Raw genomic sequence first — 19,027 nt, forward strand, 5'->3', positions numbered from 1 at the left:
ACCCCGCCGGATACGGCGGGGTTTTTCATCTGGGCGGGCGCGCAGACCGGAATCAGCGGTCGTCGCGCGAATCGCGCCACAGCTTGAACAACTGCCAGCCCACCAGCGCGCCGCCAGCCAGCTTGAGCAGCTTGGACTTGCCGCCGCCGCGCATGAACATCGCCGACAGCGACGAGCTGATGATGGGATAGCGCCGCGCCAGGCCGATGGCCTGCATGGCCCAGCGCGAGGCGCCGCCGGACGCGAGACCCGGCACGAAGCTCTTGAGCAGCGCGGCCGGCTCGAGCCTGCGCCCCGTGGACACGATGCCCTGGGCCAGCGACTCGCGCTCGATCGCGGCGCGGGCGCGCAGCAGCTCGATGCGCACGGCGCGGTCGACGGTGGGAGACCTTTTCGTCATGACAAGCCCTCCTGGCGCCGCTGCGCGCGGTCATCGTCCTGCGCGTCGCGCACCCGTTCGAGCAGCTCGGCGTCACGGCCCAGTTCTTCCAGCGTGGCCGCGAATGGCGGCGGCCCGTAGACCAGGCCATGGCGCACCACCAGCAGCAGCACCACGCCGACCACCAGGTACAAGGCCGCCAGCAGGCCCAGGGCCAGATAGCGGTCTTCGGTGGGCCAGAAGGCCACCGCGATCGTGATGGTGAACACCAGCACCGCCAGCGTCAGGAACAGCAAGGCGGCGAACGCCATGCCCAGCAGCTTGAGCAGGCGCGCCTTTTCGCCCGCCGCTTCCAATGCCAGCAGTTCCAGGCGCGTGCGCATCAGCCCGACCAGGCTGGACGCCACGCCAAATACAGATTTGCGTAGACCCATGGCCAAAGGACGCCGGGCGGGCGAGCCGGCCAGAGGCCGGCGCCGCCCGCCCGGAAGTCCTGCCTTGTCAGCGGCGGCTGATCAGCAAGCCGAGCAGCAGGCCGGTCACGCCTGCGATGCCGATGGCTTGCCAGGGATTGTCGTGCACGTAGTCATCGGTGGCGCGCGCCGCCTTGCGACCGCGTTCGAGCACCGCGTCCTGGGCTTCGTACAGGGCTTCGCGGGTGCGCTTGAGCGAGGTCATGGCCCGTTCGCGCAGTTCGGCGGCCTTGTCGCCGGTGCTGCTGGCGGCTTCGCGCAACAGGCTTTCAGCGTCATTCAGGCTGGTCTTGACACTGTCGATGAGTTTTTCTTTTGCGACGTCTTCGGATTTTCTCGTGGCCATTTTTTGAGCTCCTGTAGTGTGTCTATGACAAAACCATCATACCAGCCGCTCCGCAAGGGTCCAGGCCGGCTTGCTACCGTGTGCTACTTGATTTGCGTAATCTCAACGGCGGACTTCACGCCGCCCTGGTCGATATCCTGCTTCATGACCAGGTTGACCGCCGGGCAGTACCAGTCGGTGACGGTGGTGTTCATGCCGGGAATCGGGATGGTCAACCCCTGGAAGGTGGCCATGGTGGGATCGGAATTGCGCGTGTAGGTGACGGGATGGCAGGCCTGCTGGCCCAGCGCGGTGCCAATGCTGGTGGAGCGGCCGACGGTCTTCTCGCCGATGCGCACCGTGGTGCTGGGCTGGCCGCCGACCGGCGCTTCCTTGCCGATCTTCAGGCGGAACGACGAGCCCGGCAGCTTCTGCCCGGGGTTGAGCTTGCCGTCGTAGGCGAACAGGCCGAGCATGCGCAGGTCGAACTGGCCCTCGGACGGCTGTGGCGCCTCGCCGGCGGAGGCGTACTTGAGGAAGGTGGCCTGGCCGCCCTTGACGGTCATCAGGTAATCGAGCTTGGACTTGCCCGGCGGCAGGCCCGCATAGCTGAAGCGGGCCACGCCCTGCACGCGGGCGCGGCAGTTGTCGCCATTGCTTTTCGTAACCTCGGTGAAGGCCAGGTCGGCGCCCAGGGCGATATTGCCCGAGCCGGTCAGTTGCACCGCGCCGCCCTCGTGCATGAACTTCGCGTCGCAGACACCGGCCTGCGCCACGCCGGCCGCGCCCAGCGCGCCGGTCACCAAAACCAGGGATGCCAATTTTCGCAATGCCACAAGCCACTCCAGAAATCCAGGACACGCCGGCGCTGCGCGCCCGGCTGGCTTGATACTACACCGGTTGGCAAATCACACGCATGACGGAACGTGTCAGCCGCGCGACGGACGCGTTGCCGCGCCGGCCGGCGGGCGTCGGCTCCCCGCGTCAGGCCACGGCGCGCGCCCCCGCCGCCACCGGCTCGTCCTCGGCATCGGGCAGCGCCGCCAACGCCACGGGCGCCGGCGTCCGTTCGGGATTGCCGTGACGCCGGTGCAGGAAGTCCACCACGGCGGCGCGGCACGACAGGTAGACCGGATCGTTGGCCAACCGCACCCGGTCGCGCGGCCGCGCCAGCGGGACCGGCAGGATCTCGCCGATGGTCGCGGCCGGCCCATTGGTCAGCATGACGATGCGGTCGGACAACAGCACGGCCTCGTCCACGTCGTGCGTGACCATGATGGTGGTGGTGCGGGTCTTGGCGACGATCTTGAGCAATTCGTCCTGCAGGTGCGCGCGGGTCAGCGCGTCGAGCGCGCCGAACGGCTCGTCCATCAGCAGCACGCCCGGCTCGATCGCCAGCGCGCGGGCGATGCCGACGCGCTGCTTCATGCCGCCGGAGATCTCGCGCGGCAGTTTGTTCTGCGCCGGCAGCAGGCCGACAAGATCGAGCGCGGCGCGGGTGCGCTCGGCCAGTTGGGCGCGCTTTTCCGACGCGCCGAAAACCCGTTCCACCGCCAGGTGCACGTTCTGGAAGCAGGTCAGCCAGGGCAGCAGCGAGTGGTTCTGGAACACCACGGCGCGATCCGGGCCGGGCCCGGTGATTTCGCGCTCGGCGCACAGCAGCACGCCGCTGGTCGGGCGGGTCAGGCCGGCGATCAGGTTCAGCAGGGTGGACTTGCCGCAGCCGGAATGGCCGATCAGGGTGATGAACTCGCCCTGCTCCACCGTCAGGTCGATGTCGCGCAGCGCGACGAAGGCGCCCTTGCGGGTGGCGAAGGTCTGGCCCACGCGCTCGATGCGTACGAATTTCTTCATGGCGCTACTCCTCGGTGTAGGTGAAGCGGCGGGCCAGCGCGACCAGCAGCGTTTCCAGGATCAGCCCGACGATGCCGATCACGAAAATGGCGATGACGATGTGCTCGACCTTCAGGTTGTTCCACTCGTCCCATAGCCAGAAGCCGATGCCGGTGCCGCCGGTCAGCATCTCGGCCGCGACGATCACCAGCCAGGCGGTGCCGATGGACAGCCGCACGCCGGTCAGCATGTAGGGCAGCACGGCCGGCAGCAGCACCTTGGTGGTGACCTTCCATTCGGACAGGTTCAACACCCGCGCCACGTTCAGGTAGTCCTGCGGCACGCGCGACACGCCGACCGCCGTGTTGATGATCATGGGCCAGATCGAACAGATGAAAATGGCCCAGATCGCGGCCGGGTTGGCGGCCTTGAACAGCAGCAGCCCCAGCGGCAGCCACGCCAGCGGCGACACCGGCCGCAGCAGGCTGACGATGGGCGAGAACATCGCCCGCACCGGCGCGTAGCGGCCGATGGCGAAACCGATCGGTATCCCCACCAGCGCGGCCAGGCCGAAGCCGATGCCGACCCGCTGCAGCGAGGCCAGAAGGTTCCAGCCGATGCCCTTGTCGTTGGGGCCGTTGTCGTAGAACGGGTCCGAGAACAGTTCCACCGCCGCGCGCCACGTCACGCCCGGTGTGGGAATCTCCGGGATGCGCATGGCGACCACCTGCCACACCAGCACGAACAGCGCGAAACCGGCCACCGGGCCGACCACGGCGCGCAACGCCGCTTCCAGCCGTTCGCGCCAGGCATCGGTCCAGGGGGCGGCCCGTGGCGCCGGGGCGGGGGTGGCGGACACGGGCGCGGCCCGCTCCATACTCGTTACGGTAGACATCGCGAGCTTCTCCTATGCGTGGCGGCGCTCAGGCCTTGACCTTGAAACCATCGGCGTAGGCCGCCGGGTTGCTGCCGTCCCAGACCACGCCGTCGACCAGTTTGGAACTGCGCATCTCGCTGCCTGGCACGGCGAGGCCGGCGGCCTGCGCGGCCTGCTTGTAGATGTCGATGCGGTTGACCTGGCGCGCGACGGCCAGGTAGTCGGGATGCTCCTTGAGCAGGCCCCAGCGCTTGTGCTGGGTCAGGAACCACATGCCGTCGCTCAGGTAGGGGAAGTTGGCCGCGCCGTCGCCCGAGAAGCGCATCGCGTGCGCGTCGCTCCAACGCTTGCCCAGGCCGTCGTCGTACTGGCCCAGCATGCGGTCGATGATGCCGCTGGCGTCGGTGTTGACGTACGACTTGGCGGCGATGGTCTCGGCGGTCTTGCGGCGGTTTTCGGGCGAGGCGTCGATCCATTTGCCCGCCTCCAGAATGGCGGCGGTGACGGCGCGCGCGGTGTTCGGATGGCGCGCCACGAAGTCGGCGCTGGTGCCCAGCACCTTTTCGGGATGGTCGGTCCAGATGGCCTGGGTGGTCACGGCGGTGAAGCCGATCTTGTCGAGGATGGCGCGCGCGCCCCACGGCTCGCCCACGCAGAAGCCGTCCATGTTGCCCACCCGCATGTTGGCCACCATCTGCGGCGGCGGCACGGTGATGACCTTGGCGTCCTTCATCGGGTCGATGCCGTAGGCGGCCAGCCAGTAGTACAGCCACATGGCGTGGGTGCCGGTCGGGAAGGTCTGGGCGAAGGTGTATTCGCGCTTCTCGGAGGCCATCACCCTGGCGAGCGATTCGCCGTCGCGGGCGCCGGCCTGCAGCAGCTTGTTGGACAGGGTGATGGCCTGGCCGTTCTGGTTCAGGCTCATCAGCACGGCCATGTCCTTCTTCGGCCCGCCCACGCCCAGTTGCACGCCATAGATCAGGCCGTAGAGCACGTGGGCCATGTCCAGTTCGCCGTTGAGCAGCTTGTCGCGCACGGCGGCCCAGGACGCTTCCTTGGACGGCGTGATGGTGACGCCGTACTTCTTGTCGATGCCCAGCACCGAGGCCATCACCACCGAGGCGCAGTCGGTCAGCGGAATGAAGCCGATCTTGACCTCGGCCTTCTCGGGCGCGTCGCTGCCCGCGGCCCAGGCGCCGGCGCGCACCAGCGGGTCGACCAGCGACAGCAGGCCGGCGCCGGCCACGGCGCGCGCGGTGCCGGCCAGCCACTTGCGGCGGCTGGCGTCGGTGGTCGAATCCGGCCCCGTGGCGGCGGGAAGGCGGGGTTTCACTGGCGTCATACGAGGCTCCTGGCAAAAAAAAACGTCCCGCGCGCCGATCGGGGACAACCCGTTGGCGCTGCGGAACGTCGTTGTTCCCTGCCGCGGATCGCGGCGCTTGGCGTGGCCGGACCGCGCGCGGACCGTCCATCAACGGTTAAGCAATCGGCGTGCCAAGTGGCCGGGCGCGCTCGTCGCGGCCGGCGCGCACCCGCGCGCCCATTGGGTTTGCGGCGATCCGCAAGGCCGGGCCAGGCCGACCGGGGCGCTCCGCCCCGATGATGGCCGGCGCGCCTGGCGATCCAACTTGGTGCGCAAACGAATGCGGCAACGCACCATCGATGTGCGGACGGCGCCGACGGCGTCGAATCCGGCGGCTCGCCCGCGCCCCGTCTCCCCTGCGGCCCGGGATCCTCGCCCACGCGGCCGCTGCCCGATGCGCGGCGTTTCTGGCTTGGCCGGGGCCTTGCGCGGGCATGGAACTTGCATGGGTTGAGCCGGCGCGCCCCGCAAGCGGCCCGCGCCAAATAAGTTGTGGCTATATGGATTCAAGAAATCAGAAGTTGTGGGGATGAGACCCGGTCCCTATGATCGTTTGACCTACTGCCGGGTGCGCCCGAGGCCGCGTAATGAAGCTTTTCCCGATTTTTGCCGATCTGAAGGACCGGCCCGTGCTGGTCGTGGGCGGCGGCGCGGTGGCCGAGCGCAAGACGCTCGCCCTGCTCGAAGCCCATGCCGATGTCGCCGTTGGCGCGCCCGAGCTGACGCCAGCGCTGGCGGACCTGCTGGCGGCGGGCCGCATCCGCCACCTGGCGGGCCGCTTCGACCCCGCCTGGCTCGACGGCGCGTGGCTGGCGGTGGCCGCCACTGACGACCGCGGCGTCAACGCGGCGGTCTCCGACGTCGCGCGGGCGCGCCGCATCTTCAGCAACGTGGTGGACGATCCCGAGCTGTCGTCGTTCCAGGTGCCCTCCATCGTCGACCGCTCGCCGGTCATCGTGGCCATTTCCTCGTCCGGCGTGGCGCCGGTGCTGGCGCGGCGCCTGCGCGAACGCATCGAATCCCTGTTCGACCACAGCCTGGGCCGCCTGGCGGGCCTGGCGGAACGCTACCGCGCGCGCATCCGCGCCGGCCACCCCGACCTGGGCGCGCGCCGCCGTTTCTATGACTGGCTGCTGGACGGGCCGGTGGCCGGCCTGCTGCGCCAACAACGTCCCGAGGCCGCGCAAGCCGCGCTGGAAGCCGCCCTGGCCCAGCCGCTGGCGCCGGCCGAAGGCAGCGTGGTGCTGGTCGGCGCCGGCCCTGGCGATCCGGGCCTGCTGACGCTGAAGGCGCTGCGCGCGCTGAACGAGGCCGACGTGATCCTGTACGACCGGCTGGTCAGCGACGACATCATGTCGCTGGCGCGCCGCGACGCCGAACGCATTGCGGTGGGCAAGCTGCCGGGCGAGGACCATCACGCCACCCAGGCGCGCATCCACGCCCTGCTGGTCGAACACGCCCGCCTGGGCCGCCGCGTGGTGCGGCTCAAGGGCGGCGACGCCTTCATCTTCGGCCGCGGCGGCGAGGAACTGGAACACCTGCGCGCGCATGGCGTGCGTTATGAGGTGGTGCCCGGCATCACGGCCGCGCTGGCCTGTGCCGCCTACGCCGGCATCCCGCTGACGCATCGCGAGCACGCGCAATCGGTGCGCCTGGTGACCGCGCACTGCCGCGAAGACGAGGACAACCTGGACTGGCCGGCGCTGGCGCGCGAACGCCAGACGCTGGCGTTCTACATGGGCGTGGGCCAATTGGAACTGCTGACGCAGCGCCTGATCCGCCATGGCCGCGCCGCGATTACGCCGTTCGCGCTGATCGAGAACGGCAGCCGGCCCGAGCAGCGGGTGCTGTCGGGCACGCTGGAAGACCTGCCGCGTCTGGCGCGGGCGCACGCCATCCGCTCCCCCGCCCTGCTGATCGTGGGCGAGGTGGCGGGACTGGCGCAATCATTGCATTGGTTCGGCGAGCACCTGGAAGGCGCGCCGCAAAGACTGGCGGCGTAGCGGCCGGCGACGGCTGCCACAGGCGCCCGGCCCCGCCGCCCGGGAGGACTCAGTCGGTCTTCTGGGTGGTGCCGAAGATGCGGTCGCCGGCATCGCCCAGGCCCGGCATGATGTAGCCATGCTCGTTCAGGCCGTCGTCGATGGACGCGGTGTAGATATGCACATCCGGGTGCTTGGACAGCACCGCGTCGATGCCGACCGGCGCGGCCACCAGCACCAGCGCGCGAATTTCCTTGCAGCCGGCGCGCTTGAGCAGGTCGATCGCGGCGACCATGGAACCGCCAGTGGCCAGCATCGGGTCGACGATCAGCGCCAGGCGCTGGTCCAGTTCGCCCACCAGGCGTTCCAGGTAGGTGTGGGCTTCGAGGGTCTCTTCGTTGCGGGCCACGCCCACCACGCTGACCTTGGCGCCCGGGATCAGGCTGAGCACGCCGTCCAGCATGCCAATGCCGGCGCGCAGGATGGGCACCACGGTGACCTTCTTGCCGGCGATCTTCTCGACCTGCACGGGGCCGCACCAGCCTTCGACGGTGGCGGGCGCGAGCGGCAGGTCCTTGGACGCTTCGTAGGTGAGCAGCGCGCCCACTTCCTGCGACAGTTCACGGAAGCTCTTGGTACTGAGGTCGGCGCGGCGCATGATCCCGAGCTTGTGGCGGATCAGCGGGTGGCGGATTTCGTGCACGGGCATGTGCGTAAATCTCCAGGATTATTGATAGGCAGGGTTGGTTCGCCTCAGGCGCCGCCGCAAACATGGCGCGCGCCCGAGAATCGTAATCGGTTTACCGGGTGGATGCAGGGGGCCGCGTCAACCTTATTGTTCGGCCAGCCAGGCGATCAGGGCGTCGTCGAAGGCCCGCACGGCGCCGGCCTGCTCGTGGTTGACGATGCTGACCACCACGTAGCGCTTGCCGCTGGCGCCCAGCACGTAGCCGGCGATCGCGCGCACGTCGCGCAGCGACCCCGTCTTCAGGTGGGCCATGCCGAGGGTGCCGTCGCCCTTCATGCGGCGGCGCACCGTGCCGTCGACGCCGGCGATCGCGAGGGATGAAATGTACTCCGGCATGACGGGGGAATTCCAGGCCAGGGTCAGCATCGAGGCCAGGCTGTCGGCCGACACCCGCGCGTCGCGCGACAGGCCGGCGCCGTTGTCGATCACCAGTTCGGGCATGTCCAGGCCCTGGCGGGCCAGCAGGTCCTTGGCCACGCTGCCACTGCTGGCCACGGTGGCCGGCCGGCGGCCCTTTTCCGCGCCCAGGGTCAGCAGCAGCGTGCGCGCCATGACGTTGTTGCTGCGCTTGTTGATCTGGCGGATGACCTCGGCCAGCGTCGGCGAATCGTGCGAGGCCAGCACCACGGCGTCGCCCGGCACCATGCCGGCGCGCACCTGGCCCTTGAAGGTGCCGCCCAGCTCCTTCCACAACAGGCGGAACAGCTCGGTGGCGTAGTCGGTCTGCGACAGCGCCAGCCGGTACAGATCGAATTCACCGCAGGAACCGGCCACCTTGCCGCTGACGCGCAGGGTCACGCCCTGCTGGGTGATGACCGGGTCGGTGTTGACGACGGGCGCGCCCGGGCAGCGGGCGTCGCTCCATTCGACCCGGCCCTCGATCTTCAGGCCGGGCAGCGGCGGGTCGATCAGCGGCACCCACTTGTTGGCGGCCGGATCGGGGGTGAACAGGATGCGCACGGCGCCAAAGCCCACCATCAGGGCATCGGGGCTGGCGTTGTAGGCGCGGTCCGGCGCGCCGTCGAAGGCGCCGGGGTCGGTGGCGACCTGACCGAAGATGCTGCGGTCGATCACCAGGTCGTTGATCTGCTTGACGCCGCGCAGGCGCAGTTCGCGCAGCAGCACCCACAGGTCCTGCATCAGGAATTGCGGATCGCCGCCGGCGCGCAGGTAGAGCGGCCCGGGCAGCGCGCCCTTGGCGTCAGGCCGGGCGCCCGGCTCGGTCATGAAGGCGGTGCGCCAGACGTAGTTGGGGCCCAGCTCGGACAGCGCCGCCCAGGTGGTGACCAGCTTCATCACCGACGCCGGGTTGCGCGCTTCCTTGGCGTTCAGGGCCGCCAGCCGCGGGCCGCCGACCTCCTGCACCACCAGCGACAGCGAACTGTCGGGCAGCTTGCTGGCCTTCCAGGCGTTGACCACGCTGGGCGGCAGCCCCGGCACCTGGGCGCAGGCGGCACTGGCGGCCAGGGCCAGCAGTCCGCCGGCCAGCCATTGCCACGGCCCGCCCACCCGCTTTTTCCCTAGTCCCGTCATGCCCTGTCCACCCGGTTGCTCGTGCTGCAAAACCGTGAGCATACAAAACCTGGGACGGTTGCGGGCGGCGGCGCGCGCCGAAAGCGCGCCAGCCGCCCTCGCGAGGTGACTACTGTTGCAGTTTCCACTTGCCGCCGGCCACGGTGGCCATGACCAGCGCGCGCTCGTCCAGGCCGTTGTGGTCGGTCGGGCTCATGTTGACCACACCGGTGGCGGTCGGCAGGTTCTTGACGTTCTCCAGGGCATCGCGCAGCGCCGCGCGGAATTCCGCGGTGCCGGGCTTGGCTTTCCTGAGCGCCACCGGCACGGCCTGCTGCAGCAGCAGGCCGACGTCCCAGGTGTAGGCGGCAAACAGCGACACGCTGCCCGGACCGTTGGCGGCCTCGTACTTTTTGGCGAAGGCCTGGGCCGTGGCCTTGACCGGATGGGTGTCCGGCAGCAGGTCGGCCACCATCACCGGCCCCACCGGCACCCAGGCGCCGTCGCAGGCGGCGCCACAGACGCGCAGGAAATCGTTGTTGGCCACGCCGTGGTTGAAGTAGATCTTGCCCTTGAAGCCGCGTTCGCGCAGCGAGCGCGCCGGCATCGCCGCCGGCGTGCCGGAGGCGCCCACCACCACGGCGTCGGGGGCGGCGCCGACCAGTTTCAGCGTCTGCGCCACCGCCGAGGTGTCGGTGGGCGCGAAGCTTTCCTTGCCGACGATCTCGATGCCGTGCTGCCTGGCGGCCTTTTCCACTTCCACCCAGAAAGTCTCGCCCAGGGCGTTGTTGAAGCCGATGAAGGCCAGCTTCCTGACGCCGTTGGCGGCGGCGTGGCGGGCGATGCCCTCGGCCATCAGGGAATCGGAATGCGGCGTCTTGAAGACCCAGCGGCGCTTGTCGTCCACCGGATCGATCAGGCGCGCCGACGAGGCCAGCGTGATCACCGGCGTGGCGCCGCTGGCCACCGTGTCCAACATGGCCATGGTATTGGGGGTGGTGGAGGAGCCGATGATGAGGTCAGCCTGGTTTTCCGAGATCAGCTTGTGCGAATTGCTGACCGCGCGGGTGGTGTCGGAGGCATCGTCCAGCACCGCGTATTCGACCTTGACGCCGCCGATCTCGGTGGGCAACAGGCTGATGGTGTTGCGTTCGGGAATGCCCAGCGAGGCCTGGGGGCCGGTGGTGGACAGGGTGGCGCCGATCTTCACCTGCGCCAGCGCGGGCGCGGCGCCCGCCACCAGCAGGGCCGCCAACGCGGCCGTCAGAGTGCTACGAGGGGTCATGCGGTATCTCCTTTGGGGCGCGGATATCGTTATGCGTCTTGCCGATCCGCTACGGCGTGGAAAGCGTTATACGACGGGATCCCCCAGGTGCGACAGGAATGACCCATCATGAAAAACCAGGGCGCCGCCGGGGTCGTCCGGGGTGTGCAGGCGGCGCACCTCGCCGATCAGCAGGGCATGGTCGCCCACCTCCAGCACCTGGCGGGTGGCGCACTCGAAGCGGGCGGCGCACTCGTCGAACACGGGGATGCCGTCCTCGGTGGCGTACCAGTCCAGTCCGGCGTAGCGGTCGGCCACCGGCTGCGAGAACACCCGCGCCAGGTCGCGCTGCGGCGCCCCCAGCACATGGATGGCGAAGCCGCCGCGGGTGGTGAAGTCGGCATAGTGGAGGCTGGCGCGGCGCAGGCTCCACAGCACCAGCGGCGGCTCCAGCGAGACGGGCGCGAAGGAGTTGACCGTGAGGCCGATCGGCCCGTCGGCGCCGGCGGCGGTCACCACCGTGACGCCGGTGGCGTAGCGCCCCAGCGCCCGGCGCAGACGAAGTGGGCTGAGATCGTCACTGGCAGGCATGGAGGCTTCCCCGCGGCCGCCGCTCAGGCGGGCACCGTGCTGGCCGGGCGCACGCCCGACAGCGGCAGGGCCTCGGCCATCAGCCGCTGCATCGAGTCCAGCACCCGGTCCTGCGGCATCAGGCCGAAGTTGTGCAGGCTCATGACGTGGTCCAGGCCCATGTCGGCCAGCCGCGCGAGCTTGTCGGCCACGGTGCGGGCCGAGCCGAACAGCGACAGGCCGCTGGCGATGATGTCGTCGTACACCTGCTTGCGCGCATACAGCCGCGTGTCCACATACAGGTCGAAGGCGCGGGCGGCGCGCTCGCGGGCCTCGTCGTCGGTCGCGGCCACGTGGGTGTGCAGCGCCACCGCAGCCATGCCGGTGGCATCCTCGATGCCGGCCTCGGCCAGGCCGCGGCGGTAGTCCTGCATCATCAGGCCGATCTCCTCGAAGTTGTCCACCGCCGCGTAGGGCACGAACAGCATGCGGCGGCCCTGGCGGCCGACGTGGTAGGCGGCCTCGCGGCGCAGGATCGCCACGTACACCGGCACCGGCTGCTGCACCGGCTGCACGTTCAGGCGCACCGCGTGGATGCGGTTGAACTTGCCTTCGTGGCTGACGCGCTCGCCGGCCAGCAGGCGCTCGACCAGCATCAGGTTCTCGTCGAAGCGCTCGCGCTTGGTGGCCGGATCGACGTCGTAGCCCTCGAACTCGTGCTTCAGGTAGCCCGAGCCCACGCCCAGCGACAGCCTGCCTTGCGAAAGCTGGTCCACCAGGGCATAGTTTTCCGCCACCGTCAGCGGGTTGTGGAAGGTGAGGATGGAGATCGCGGTGCCCAGCCGCAGCCGCGTCGTCTGCTGCGACAGCGCCGCCAGGAACACCGCCGGATTCGGCACCGCGCCGTATTCATGGAAGTGGTGCTCGGCCACCCAGAAGGTGTCGTAGCCCAGTTGTTCGGCGCGGCGCGCCTGCTCCAGCACCTGGCCGTAGAGCTGGCCCAGGCTGCGGGGCTGGTCGGGGTAGTGGTCCTGCACCGAGAAGATGGACATCTTCATTGCTTGTCTCCGTCTTTGTCCGTTCGCGCACCGGGCCGGTCTTCCGGCCCGAATGGTTGTTCGCCACGGCACGCTGATGTATTTTTTAGTGATACACGTATTCTAATAAGAGACGAACTGATGTCAACAGATAGCAGCACCGGGATCCAGTCCGCCGAAATCGCCCTGGACGTCCTGACCCGGCTGGCCGAACTGGGCGGCGCCGTGTCGGTGTCGGAACTGGGCCGCAGCCTGGACATGCCGCGCGCCAAGGCGCACCGCTACCTGGTGTCGCTGGAACGGCGCGGCTACGTTGAGCAGGATCCGGCCAGCGCCCGCTACCGGCTCGGACCGCAGGCCCTGCACACCGGACTGGCGGCGCTGGCGGAAGTGGATTTCGTCAAGCTGGCGGCCGGCTGCCTGGAAGACCTGAGCGCGGCCATCGGCCAGACCGTCTTCATCTCGGTCTGGGGCCAGCACGGACCCACCATCGTGCAGTGGCGCGACGCGCGGCTGCCGGTCACGGTCAACGTGCGCGTCGGCTCGGTGCTGCCGCTGCTCAACAGCGCCACTGGACGGGTCTTCGCGGCCTGGCTGCCGGAGGCGCTGGCGCTGCCACGCGCGCTGGCCGAATGGGACACGGCGCGGCGCCAGGGCGGCGACGCCGCGGCGTTGCTGGACGACCCCGCCGCCGCCGGCCTGCCGCTCGACCCGGCCGACCCCGCCGCCGCGCTGCGGGCGCGCTGGCAGGCCACGCGCCAGCGCGGCTACGCCAGCGTCAGCGGCCACCTGCTGCACGGCATCGACTCGGCCGCGCTGCCAGTGCTGGACGCCCAGGGCCAGTTGGCCGGCGCCATCACCGGGCTGGGACTGCACGGCGGCTTCGACCTGGCGCCGGACGGCGCGCCGCTGCGGGCCCTGATGGCGGCCGCGGCCGATTGCTCGCGCCGGCTCGGCTGGCGCGGCGGGCGCTAAGGCGCCGCGCCGGCCCCGGGGGGCGCACCTTCCCCTGGAAATCGCTCGTCCCCGTCCTGCCGTCCTCGCTGGCGCGGAGGCCACCATCGCCGGCCGCCCCGCCCTTTTCGCCAGCCCCTTTACAATAGATAGTTGCCCAGAGCCGAGCCGACAGGTCCGGCTCGCTTTTTTGCCGCCGCCCCATCCGGCGGCCCGGCGGCCGGCCCAGGCCGCGCCCGCCCCTGATACCGATACCCGCGTGCAAGCCCTTACCGTTTCCGATTTCGACTACGAGCTGCCTCCCGAGCTCATCGCGCAGACGCCCGCCGCCCAGCGCACGGGCAGCCGCCTGCTGCACCTGGATGGCGCCAGCCAACTGCATGACCGCCAGTTCGCCGACCTGGAAAAACTGCTGCGCCCCGGCGACCTGCTGGTGTTCAACGACACCCGCGTCATCAAGGCGCGCCTGGCCGGCCACAAGATCACCGGCGGCAAGGTCGAGGTGCTGGTCGAGCGCATCACCGACACTGACCGCGCCCTGGCGCACGTGCGCGCCAGCAAGTCGCCCGGCGCCGGCATGGTGCTGCGGCTGGCCGACGCCTTCGACGCCACGGTGCTGGGCCGCGAGGGCGAGCTGTTCGACATCCGCTTCCCCGGGCCGGTGCTGGAGTTGCTGGACGCGCACGGCGCGACGCCGCTGCCGCCCTACATCACGCACGCCGCCGACGCCGGCGACGACGACCGCTACCAGACCGTCTACGCCCGCGAGCCGGGCGCCGTGGCGGCGCCGACCGCCGGCCTGCACTTCGACCAGCCCACCCTGGACCGCCTGGCGGCGCTGGGCGTGGAACGCGCCTTCGTCACGCTGCACGTGGGCGCCGGCACCTTCCAGCCGGTGCGCGTGGACAACCTGGCCGACCACGTCATGCACGCCGAATGGTTCACCGTGCCGCAGGCCACGGTGGACGCCATCGCCGCAACGCGCGCCCGCGGCGGCCGCGTGATCGCGGTCGGCACCACCAGCGTGCGCGCCCTGGAATCGGCCGCCGCCCAGACCGAGGGCCGCACCGCCCCCGGCCTGCCGCTGGCCGCCGCCCAAGGCGACACGCGCCTGTTCATCACCCCCGGCTACCAGTACCGTGTCATCGACGCGCTGGTCACCAACTTCCACCTGCCCCAGTCGACCCTGCTGATGCTGGTCTCGGCGCTGGCCGGCGTCGAGCCGATCCGCCGCGCCTACGCCCACGCCGTGGCCCAGCGCTACCGCTTTTTCAGCTACGGCGACGCCATGTTCATCGAATCCCCCGCCCCATGACCGGACTGAATTTCGAACTGCTCGCCACCGACGGCGGCGCCCGCCGCGGCCGCATCACGCTCAACCACGGCGTGGTGGAAACGCCCATCTTCATGCCCGTGGGCACCTATGGCAGCGTCAAGGCCATGATGCCGCACGAACTGAAGGACATCGGTTCGCAGATCGTGCTGGGCAACACCTTCCACCTGTGGCTGCGCCCGGGCACGGAGATCATGGAAAAGCATGGCGGCCTGCACGGCTTCATGCAGTGGGACAAGCCGATCCTGACCGACTCGGGTGGTTTCCAGGTGTTCAGCCTGCAGGGCATGCGCAAGATCACCGAGGAAGGCGTGAAGTTCGCCTCGCCCATCGACGGCGCCCGCCTGTTCCTGACGCCCGAGGAATCGATGCGCATCCAGCGCTCGCTGAACTCGGACATCGTCATGGTGTTCGACGAGTGCACGCCCTACGAGATCGACGGCCGCCCCGCGACCGTCGAGGAAGCGGCCCGCTCGATGCGCATGTCGCTGCGCTGGGCGCGCCGCTCGCGCGAGGAATTCGACCGGCTGCAGAACCCCAACGCGCTGTTCGGCATCGTGCAGGGCGGCATGTACGAATCGCTGCGCGACGAGTCCCTGGCCGGCCTGCGGGACATCGGTTTCCACGGCTACGCCATCGGCGGCCTGTCGGTGGGCGAGCCCAAGGAAGACATGATGCGCATCCTGGCGCACGTGACGCCCAAGCTGCCGGCCCAGGCGCCGCGCTACCTGATGGGCGTGGGCACGCCGGAAGACCTGGTCGAGGGCGTGAACCGCGGCGTCGACATGTTCGACTGCGTCATGCCGACCCGCAACGCCCGCAACGGCTGGCTGTTCACCCGCTTCGGCGACGTCAAGATCCGCAACGCCAAATACCGCGACGACACCCGCCCGCTGGACCCGAGCTGCGCCTGCCACACCTGCGCCAATTTCTCGCGCGCCTACCTGCATCACCTGCAGCGCGCCAACGAGATCACCGGCGCGCGCCTGAACACGCTGCACAACCTGCATTTCTACCTGACCATCATGAAGGAAATGCGGGAGGCCATCGCCGAGGGCCGCTTCGAAGCCTGGCGCGCGCAGTTCGCGGCCGACCGGGCGCGCGGGGTGGAGTAGCGCGGGGGCGGGGCGGGTATGCGTTTCGTCTCAAAGCAGCGTTGCCGTGCGCAAGCAGTACCGCGTCACATAGGTAGCGGGCAGGCATCGATGACGGCGACTTGATGGGGGTTTGTCCGCTTTAGCCGCATTGGCGCTTTTGTCACCTTGACCATCGATATACGGTATTGGGCATTGTCCCGCTAGTCCTGCGGGCTTCTAAAGCATGCGGACGCAATGACCAAACGAAATCGAGGGTGGGTTTTCGCCGCGATGTTGACGGCGGCTTGCGTCTTGCCATTGTGGTGGTCTCTTCTCACACCACCGCCCCCGACTCGCGATGTGAAAGCGAAGTCCACGGCCGAGGTAGCAACACCCACCACGCAGACCCTCTTCTCGCCCCCCAATGGCGGCCGTGAAATCCGTTCGCTGAGCATTCATCCGAATGGCAGCGACTGGTTGTTCGTCGAGTGCGTTGAGCGGATTCATCAGCGTTGTGACGTAATGCGCTATCAGTTGACGACAGGCCGCTTGTATCGTTACGGATTACCTGAAGGCTTTCGCTACACGTACGCACACTATTCGCCTCAAGGGCGCTACATCGTAATGTCACGTCGGAAGATTCCGGGTGACTCCGAAGACGAGGAGCGCCGTTCGCTGAATGAATCTGAAATTGCGCTGATGCCCAGCGAAGGCGGTGTGCTGACGATCATTCCGGCGGCGCAAGGAAACAAATTATCCCCTTTCATGTCTCTGGACGAGACGAGAATCGCATTCTGGCGCAGTGCGCGCTTGGTGCCACCCGGTCGGCGTGTGCGGCTTCTAGAGTTCGATCTCTGGGAATTTGACCTTTCAAGCGGCACGGAACGGCCTTTCTCGGGTTTGTTCAAGTTTGTCGAAGGGGGGCAGGCGCAGTACGTTTCGGGCGACGAAATTCTCCTCCAATCCTACGGCCCGTCTGGGCTCTTCGCCGATTACCACGATCGCTATGGGGGTAGCGAGATTTATCGAATGAGACGTGGAGACGACAAGGTGCCAGTCCCATGTGCCTTTGATGGAATCTCGCATGCTGAACTGCCGTCGCAGGACCGGGCTGGCCATCTTTGCCTCCAGGGACAAACGCATCGCCATGGCTTGAGTGTGATCCGCCTGTCCTCGCAAGGCGAGCGGCAAGGGTGGCAGTTAATGCCTGCGAATTCGGGGTCGATATTTGAGCCTCGCGAATTGCTATGTGCGCCAGGCGGCGGCTATATCGCGACGATCTACATGGATCAGCCCTCCACTCGGGGCAACAGGCTTGGAGGAATGGCCATGCTGGATATCGGCACTACCACGTGGTCTGCGATCCAACTGCCTTCGTGGGCAGATGCAGAGATCATCCCTGTGACAGATTCATCCAGACTGGGCAATAACCAAGTGAAACCGTAGTGCTTGACGATTAGCGTGAACGAAGATGGCTTCCGAATATGGCGATATCAGGCTCCTCAACCCCCATTGGGATGAACTGGCCAGTCTTGTTCCCATATATGGCAATTGGTGCGGGCCCGATTGGTCCGCGGGGCAGCGCGGTGGAGAACTGAGTCGGGACGAGCTTGTTCGAGGAGCGGTGTTCAAACGCCCGGGAGTCGATGGAACCACGCAGGAAAGTCCCCTGGATGCGATGTGCAAGGACCACGATCTGGCCTATTTTGATGCCAAAGGTCAGCCGGACGAAGCCATGCAAAAGCTCAAGGCCGACGCAGCCCTGATGGCGAGGCTCTCTCAACTGGATCAGCAAAGCCTGCCGGAAGTTGAGCAGACCTATAGCAAACTGATGGCCTTCGCCTTTGCCGAGAAAATCTGGAATTTCGATCTTCCCGCCCTCGGCTACCAATTCGTGAAGAGTGTATTCGGCGACCTGATGGCATCCATCGAAATGGGATTTGGCGGTATCGACGGGCTTATCTACACAGATCAGTTCGGAACGACCATGAGTGGTTCAAGTTATCACGGGAACGTGATGGGCCTTGATCGTGAGGGGAATGACGAGTGCGTGTCGTATGTGCTGTTTACTTTGACCATCGCCGGAACCAACCGGCAGGGCGTGTCCGTGACTTACTACAAGGATGCCTATTCAGCGATCCACAGCATCACTTCTCTGCATGACGGCGCGGTTATTGCCGGAAGCGAAACGATAACTACAACCCTCGACGATGGTTCAGTGTTCGTGCAAGTTGGAGCATCCGCGCCAGTTACGATTCCCCCCTGGCCTGCTGGCGCTCTACCGCCGCCCGAGTTTACGGAAAAGATGCCCCCCGCTTCGGCTGCTAGCATCGCGCCGTGGCTCGGAGACGAATGGCCAATATTTCCCGGGGATTTCGGGCTGGTGGATGGCCCTGATTTTCCGACAAAGGCGATGGAACCATCGGGAGACGCCTCCACTCCCCGCTATTTCGCCGAGGTAGTGGAACCCGAAGGCCCAGGCGACTTAATGGGATTGCCATCGCCGTCTATCGTGGTCGAAGGGAATTCTGCGGACGAGTGGATCAACCCAAAATGGGATTCGTTCGATTGTGACAGGGCGGACTTAGATAAATATATGAGCTATTTTTGCGATAGCCTTCTCTGACGCACAACTCCTAGCGATCAAGATATCCAGCGTGCACGGGCACGACAGCGCGGGACAGGCTGGCAGTTGCGCCGCCTTCGTTTCAATATCGTCTTTCAGACGCTGGGCAGCGTCTGGATTGTCATCCGAGATGTAGTCGACTATGGCCAACAGATCGGCCCTGGCGACAGACGACCACTCAACTGCGGGCACGGCGCTTCCTGTCGATCAGCGCCTGGGCCTCGTCCATGACCTGCCGGTGCGGAACGGCCGGCCCGGTGTCGGCCAGGGCTTCCTGGACTTTGGCGCGGAACCACGCGTCGTGCGCCGGGGCATCGGTGGTCAACCCGGCGGGCAGGCCGCCCTCCTTGACCACCCGCGTGAGCAGGATGCGCACGGCGTCGGAAATCGTCAGGCCGAATTCGGCCAGCTTTTCGGTAGCGTCGGCTTTGAGCTTGTCGTCCACGCGGACGTGGAGCATCGAGGTCTGGGGCATGGCGATTTGCATCCACCATACAGGGAGAACCCGAACAAGGACTTTTGTTTCGCGTTTCCGCCCTCATCACTGCGCACAGGACGAACTCTACGCCAGAACGGCCGCCCCGCCGCCGGGCCGCCCCAAGGCGGGGCAGCCCCCTCGGGGGGCAGCTAGCGCACGAAGTGCGCGCGGCGTGGGGGCCCTTAAACCTCGCTACA

General features: G+C 67.8%; 20 protein-coding genes. 6 read left to right on the forward strand and 14 right to left on the reverse strand.

The window, feature by feature from the left end; genetic code table 11:
- Positions 1 to 52 precede the first annotated feature (52 nt).
- The 7 genes from AAID08_RS22615 to AAID08_RS22645 form a co-directional block, all read right to left on the reverse strand.
- Positions 53 to 400: a hypothetical protein gene (locus tag AAID08_RS22615; RefSeq protein ID WP_064528217.1), complete on the reverse strand. Its 348-nt coding sequence runs from the start codon at positions 398 to 400 to the stop codon at positions 53 to 55.
- Positions 397 to 813: a phage holin family protein gene (locus AAID08_RS22620; RefSeq protein WP_395756909.1), complete on the reverse strand. Its 417-nt coding sequence runs from the start codon at positions 811 to 813 to the stop codon at positions 397 to 399. Before AAID08_RS22620 ends, AAID08_RS22615 begins: the two co-directional genes overlap by 4 nt.
- A 67-nt stretch (positions 814 to 880) precedes the next feature.
- Complete coding sequence (locus AAID08_RS22625; protein ID WP_054428548.1) at positions 881 to 1,198, reverse strand: YqjD family protein; 318 nt, start codon at positions 1,196 to 1,198, stop codon at positions 881 to 883.
- A gap of 83 nt (positions 1,199 to 1,281) precedes the next feature.
- The gene (locus AAID08_RS22630; RefSeq protein ID WP_054500995.1) at positions 1,282 to 2,007 is read right to left on the reverse strand and encodes a hypothetical protein; all 726 of its coding nucleotides are present in this window, start codon (positions 2,005 to 2,007) and stop codon (positions 1,282 to 1,284) included.
- Between the two features lie 154 nt (positions 2,008 to 2,161).
- Positions 2,162 to 3,031, reverse strand: a complete 870-nt coding sequence (locus AAID08_RS22635) for an ABC transporter ATP-binding protein (RefSeq protein WP_054500994.1) — start codon at positions 3,029 to 3,031, stop codon at positions 2,162 to 2,164.
- A 4-nt stretch (positions 3,032 to 3,035) separates the two neighbouring features.
- Entirely contained in the window at positions 3,036 to 3,887 is an 852-nt protein-coding gene (ntrB, locus tag AAID08_RS22640) for a nitrate ABC transporter permease (protein ID WP_372414776.1), read from the reverse strand.
- A 46-nt stretch (positions 3,888 to 3,933) separates the two neighbouring features.
- On the reverse strand, positions 3,934 to 5,229 hold the full coding sequence (locus AAID08_RS22645; RefSeq protein WP_100508711.1) for a CmpA/NrtA family ABC transporter substrate-binding protein: 1,296 nt from the start codon (positions 5,227 to 5,229) through the stop codon (positions 3,934 to 3,936).
- 608 nt (positions 5,230 to 5,837) lie between these two features.
- Between AAID08_RS22645 and cysG the strand changes: the two genes are divergently transcribed.
- Positions 5,838 to 7,253 (forward strand): siroheme synthase CysG, encoded by a 1,416-nt coding sequence (gene cysG, locus AAID08_RS22650; protein WP_395756910.1) that lies wholly within the window; start codon positions 5,838 to 5,840, stop codon positions 7,251 to 7,253.
- A gap of 49 nt (positions 7,254 to 7,302) precedes the next feature.
- Here the strand turns inward: cysG and upp are convergent, their stop codons facing one another.
- The 5 genes from upp to AAID08_RS22675 form a co-directional block, all read right to left on the reverse strand.
- Positions 7,303 to 7,941, reverse strand: a complete 639-nt coding sequence (gene upp / locus AAID08_RS22655; protein WP_020926674.1) for a uracil phosphoribosyltransferase — start codon at positions 7,939 to 7,941, stop codon at positions 7,303 to 7,305.
- A gap of 123 nt (positions 7,942 to 8,064) precedes the next feature.
- Entirely contained in the window at positions 8,065 to 9,513 is a 1,449-nt protein-coding gene (dacB, locus tag AAID08_RS22660) for a D-alanyl-D-alanine carboxypeptidase/D-alanyl-D-alanine-endopeptidase (protein ID WP_049075599.1), read from the reverse strand.
- 109 nt (positions 9,514 to 9,622) lie between these two features.
- Positions 9,623 to 10,777: an ABC transporter substrate-binding protein gene (locus AAID08_RS22665; RefSeq protein ID WP_395756911.1), complete on the reverse strand. Its 1,155-nt coding sequence runs from the start codon at positions 10,775 to 10,777 to the stop codon at positions 9,623 to 9,625.
- A gap of 66 nt (positions 10,778 to 10,843) precedes the next feature.
- The gene (locus AAID08_RS22670; protein ID WP_054500989.1) at positions 10,844 to 11,347 is read right to left on the reverse strand and encodes a flavin reductase family protein; all 504 of its coding nucleotides are present in this window, start codon (positions 11,345 to 11,347) and stop codon (positions 10,844 to 10,846) included.
- Between the two features lie 23 nt (positions 11,348 to 11,370).
- Positions 11,371 to 12,384 (reverse strand): LLM class flavin-dependent oxidoreductase, encoded by a 1,014-nt coding sequence (locus AAID08_RS22675; protein ID WP_054500988.1) that lies wholly within the window; start codon positions 12,382 to 12,384, stop codon positions 11,371 to 11,373.
- Between the two features lie 120 nt (positions 12,385 to 12,504).
- Here AAID08_RS22675 and AAID08_RS22680 point away from each other — a divergent pair, with 120 nt between their 5' ends.
- From AAID08_RS22680 to AAID08_RS22700, 5 genes are all read left to right on the forward strand, one after another.
- Positions 12,505 to 13,338: an IclR family transcriptional regulator gene (locus AAID08_RS22680; protein ID WP_064528201.1), complete on the forward strand. Its 834-nt coding sequence runs from the start codon at positions 12,505 to 12,507 to the stop codon at positions 13,336 to 13,338.
- A gap of 238 nt (positions 13,339 to 13,576) precedes the next feature.
- On the forward strand, positions 13,577 to 14,632 hold the full coding sequence (gene queA / locus AAID08_RS22685; protein ID WP_006386645.1) for a tRNA preQ1(34) S-adenosylmethionine ribosyltransferase-isomerase QueA: 1,056 nt from the start codon (positions 13,577 to 13,579) through the stop codon (positions 14,630 to 14,632).
- On the forward strand, positions 14,629 to 15,765 hold the full coding sequence (gene tgt, locus AAID08_RS22690) for a tRNA guanosine(34) transglycosylase Tgt (protein ID WP_395756912.1): 1,137 nt from the start codon (positions 14,629 to 14,631) through the stop codon (positions 15,763 to 15,765). The genes queA and tgt overlap by 4 nt, the downstream gene beginning before the upstream one ends.
- A 216-nt stretch (positions 15,766 to 15,981) precedes the next feature.
- Positions 15,982 to 17,172, forward strand: coding sequence for a hypothetical protein (locus AAID08_RS22695; RefSeq protein ID WP_395756913.1), 1,191 nt, complete (start codon positions 15,982 to 15,984; stop codon positions 17,170 to 17,172).
- Between the two features lie 25 nt (positions 17,173 to 17,197).
- Positions 17,198 to 18,352 (forward strand): hypothetical protein, encoded by a 1,155-nt coding sequence (locus AAID08_RS22700; RefSeq protein WP_175167507.1) that lies wholly within the window; start codon positions 17,198 to 17,200, stop codon positions 18,350 to 18,352.
- Here AAID08_RS22700 and AAID08_RS22705 read toward each other — a convergent pair.
- Positions 18,311 to 18,544 carry a type II toxin-antitoxin system RelE/ParE family toxin gene (locus tag AAID08_RS22705; RefSeq protein ID WP_231132849.1) on the reverse strand — a complete coding sequence of 78 codons (234 nt, stop codon included), beginning with the start codon at positions 18,542 to 18,544 and terminating at the stop codon, positions 18,311 to 18,313. The genes AAID08_RS22700 and AAID08_RS22705 overlap by 42 nt on opposite strands.
- Positions 18,531 to 18,827, reverse strand: a complete 297-nt coding sequence (locus AAID08_RS22710) for a type II toxin-antitoxin system RelB/DinJ family antitoxin (protein WP_064522932.1) — start codon at positions 18,825 to 18,827, stop codon at positions 18,531 to 18,533. Before AAID08_RS22710 ends, AAID08_RS22705 begins: the two co-directional genes overlap by 14 nt.
- Positions 18,828 to 19,027: the final 200 nt, after the last annotated feature.

The sequence above is a fragment of the Achromobacter sp. EB05 genome (assembly GCF_044232075.1).
In the GTDB taxonomy this organism is placed as follows: Bacteria; Pseudomonadota; Gammaproteobacteria; order Burkholderiales; family Burkholderiaceae_B; genus Achromobacter; species Achromobacter dolens.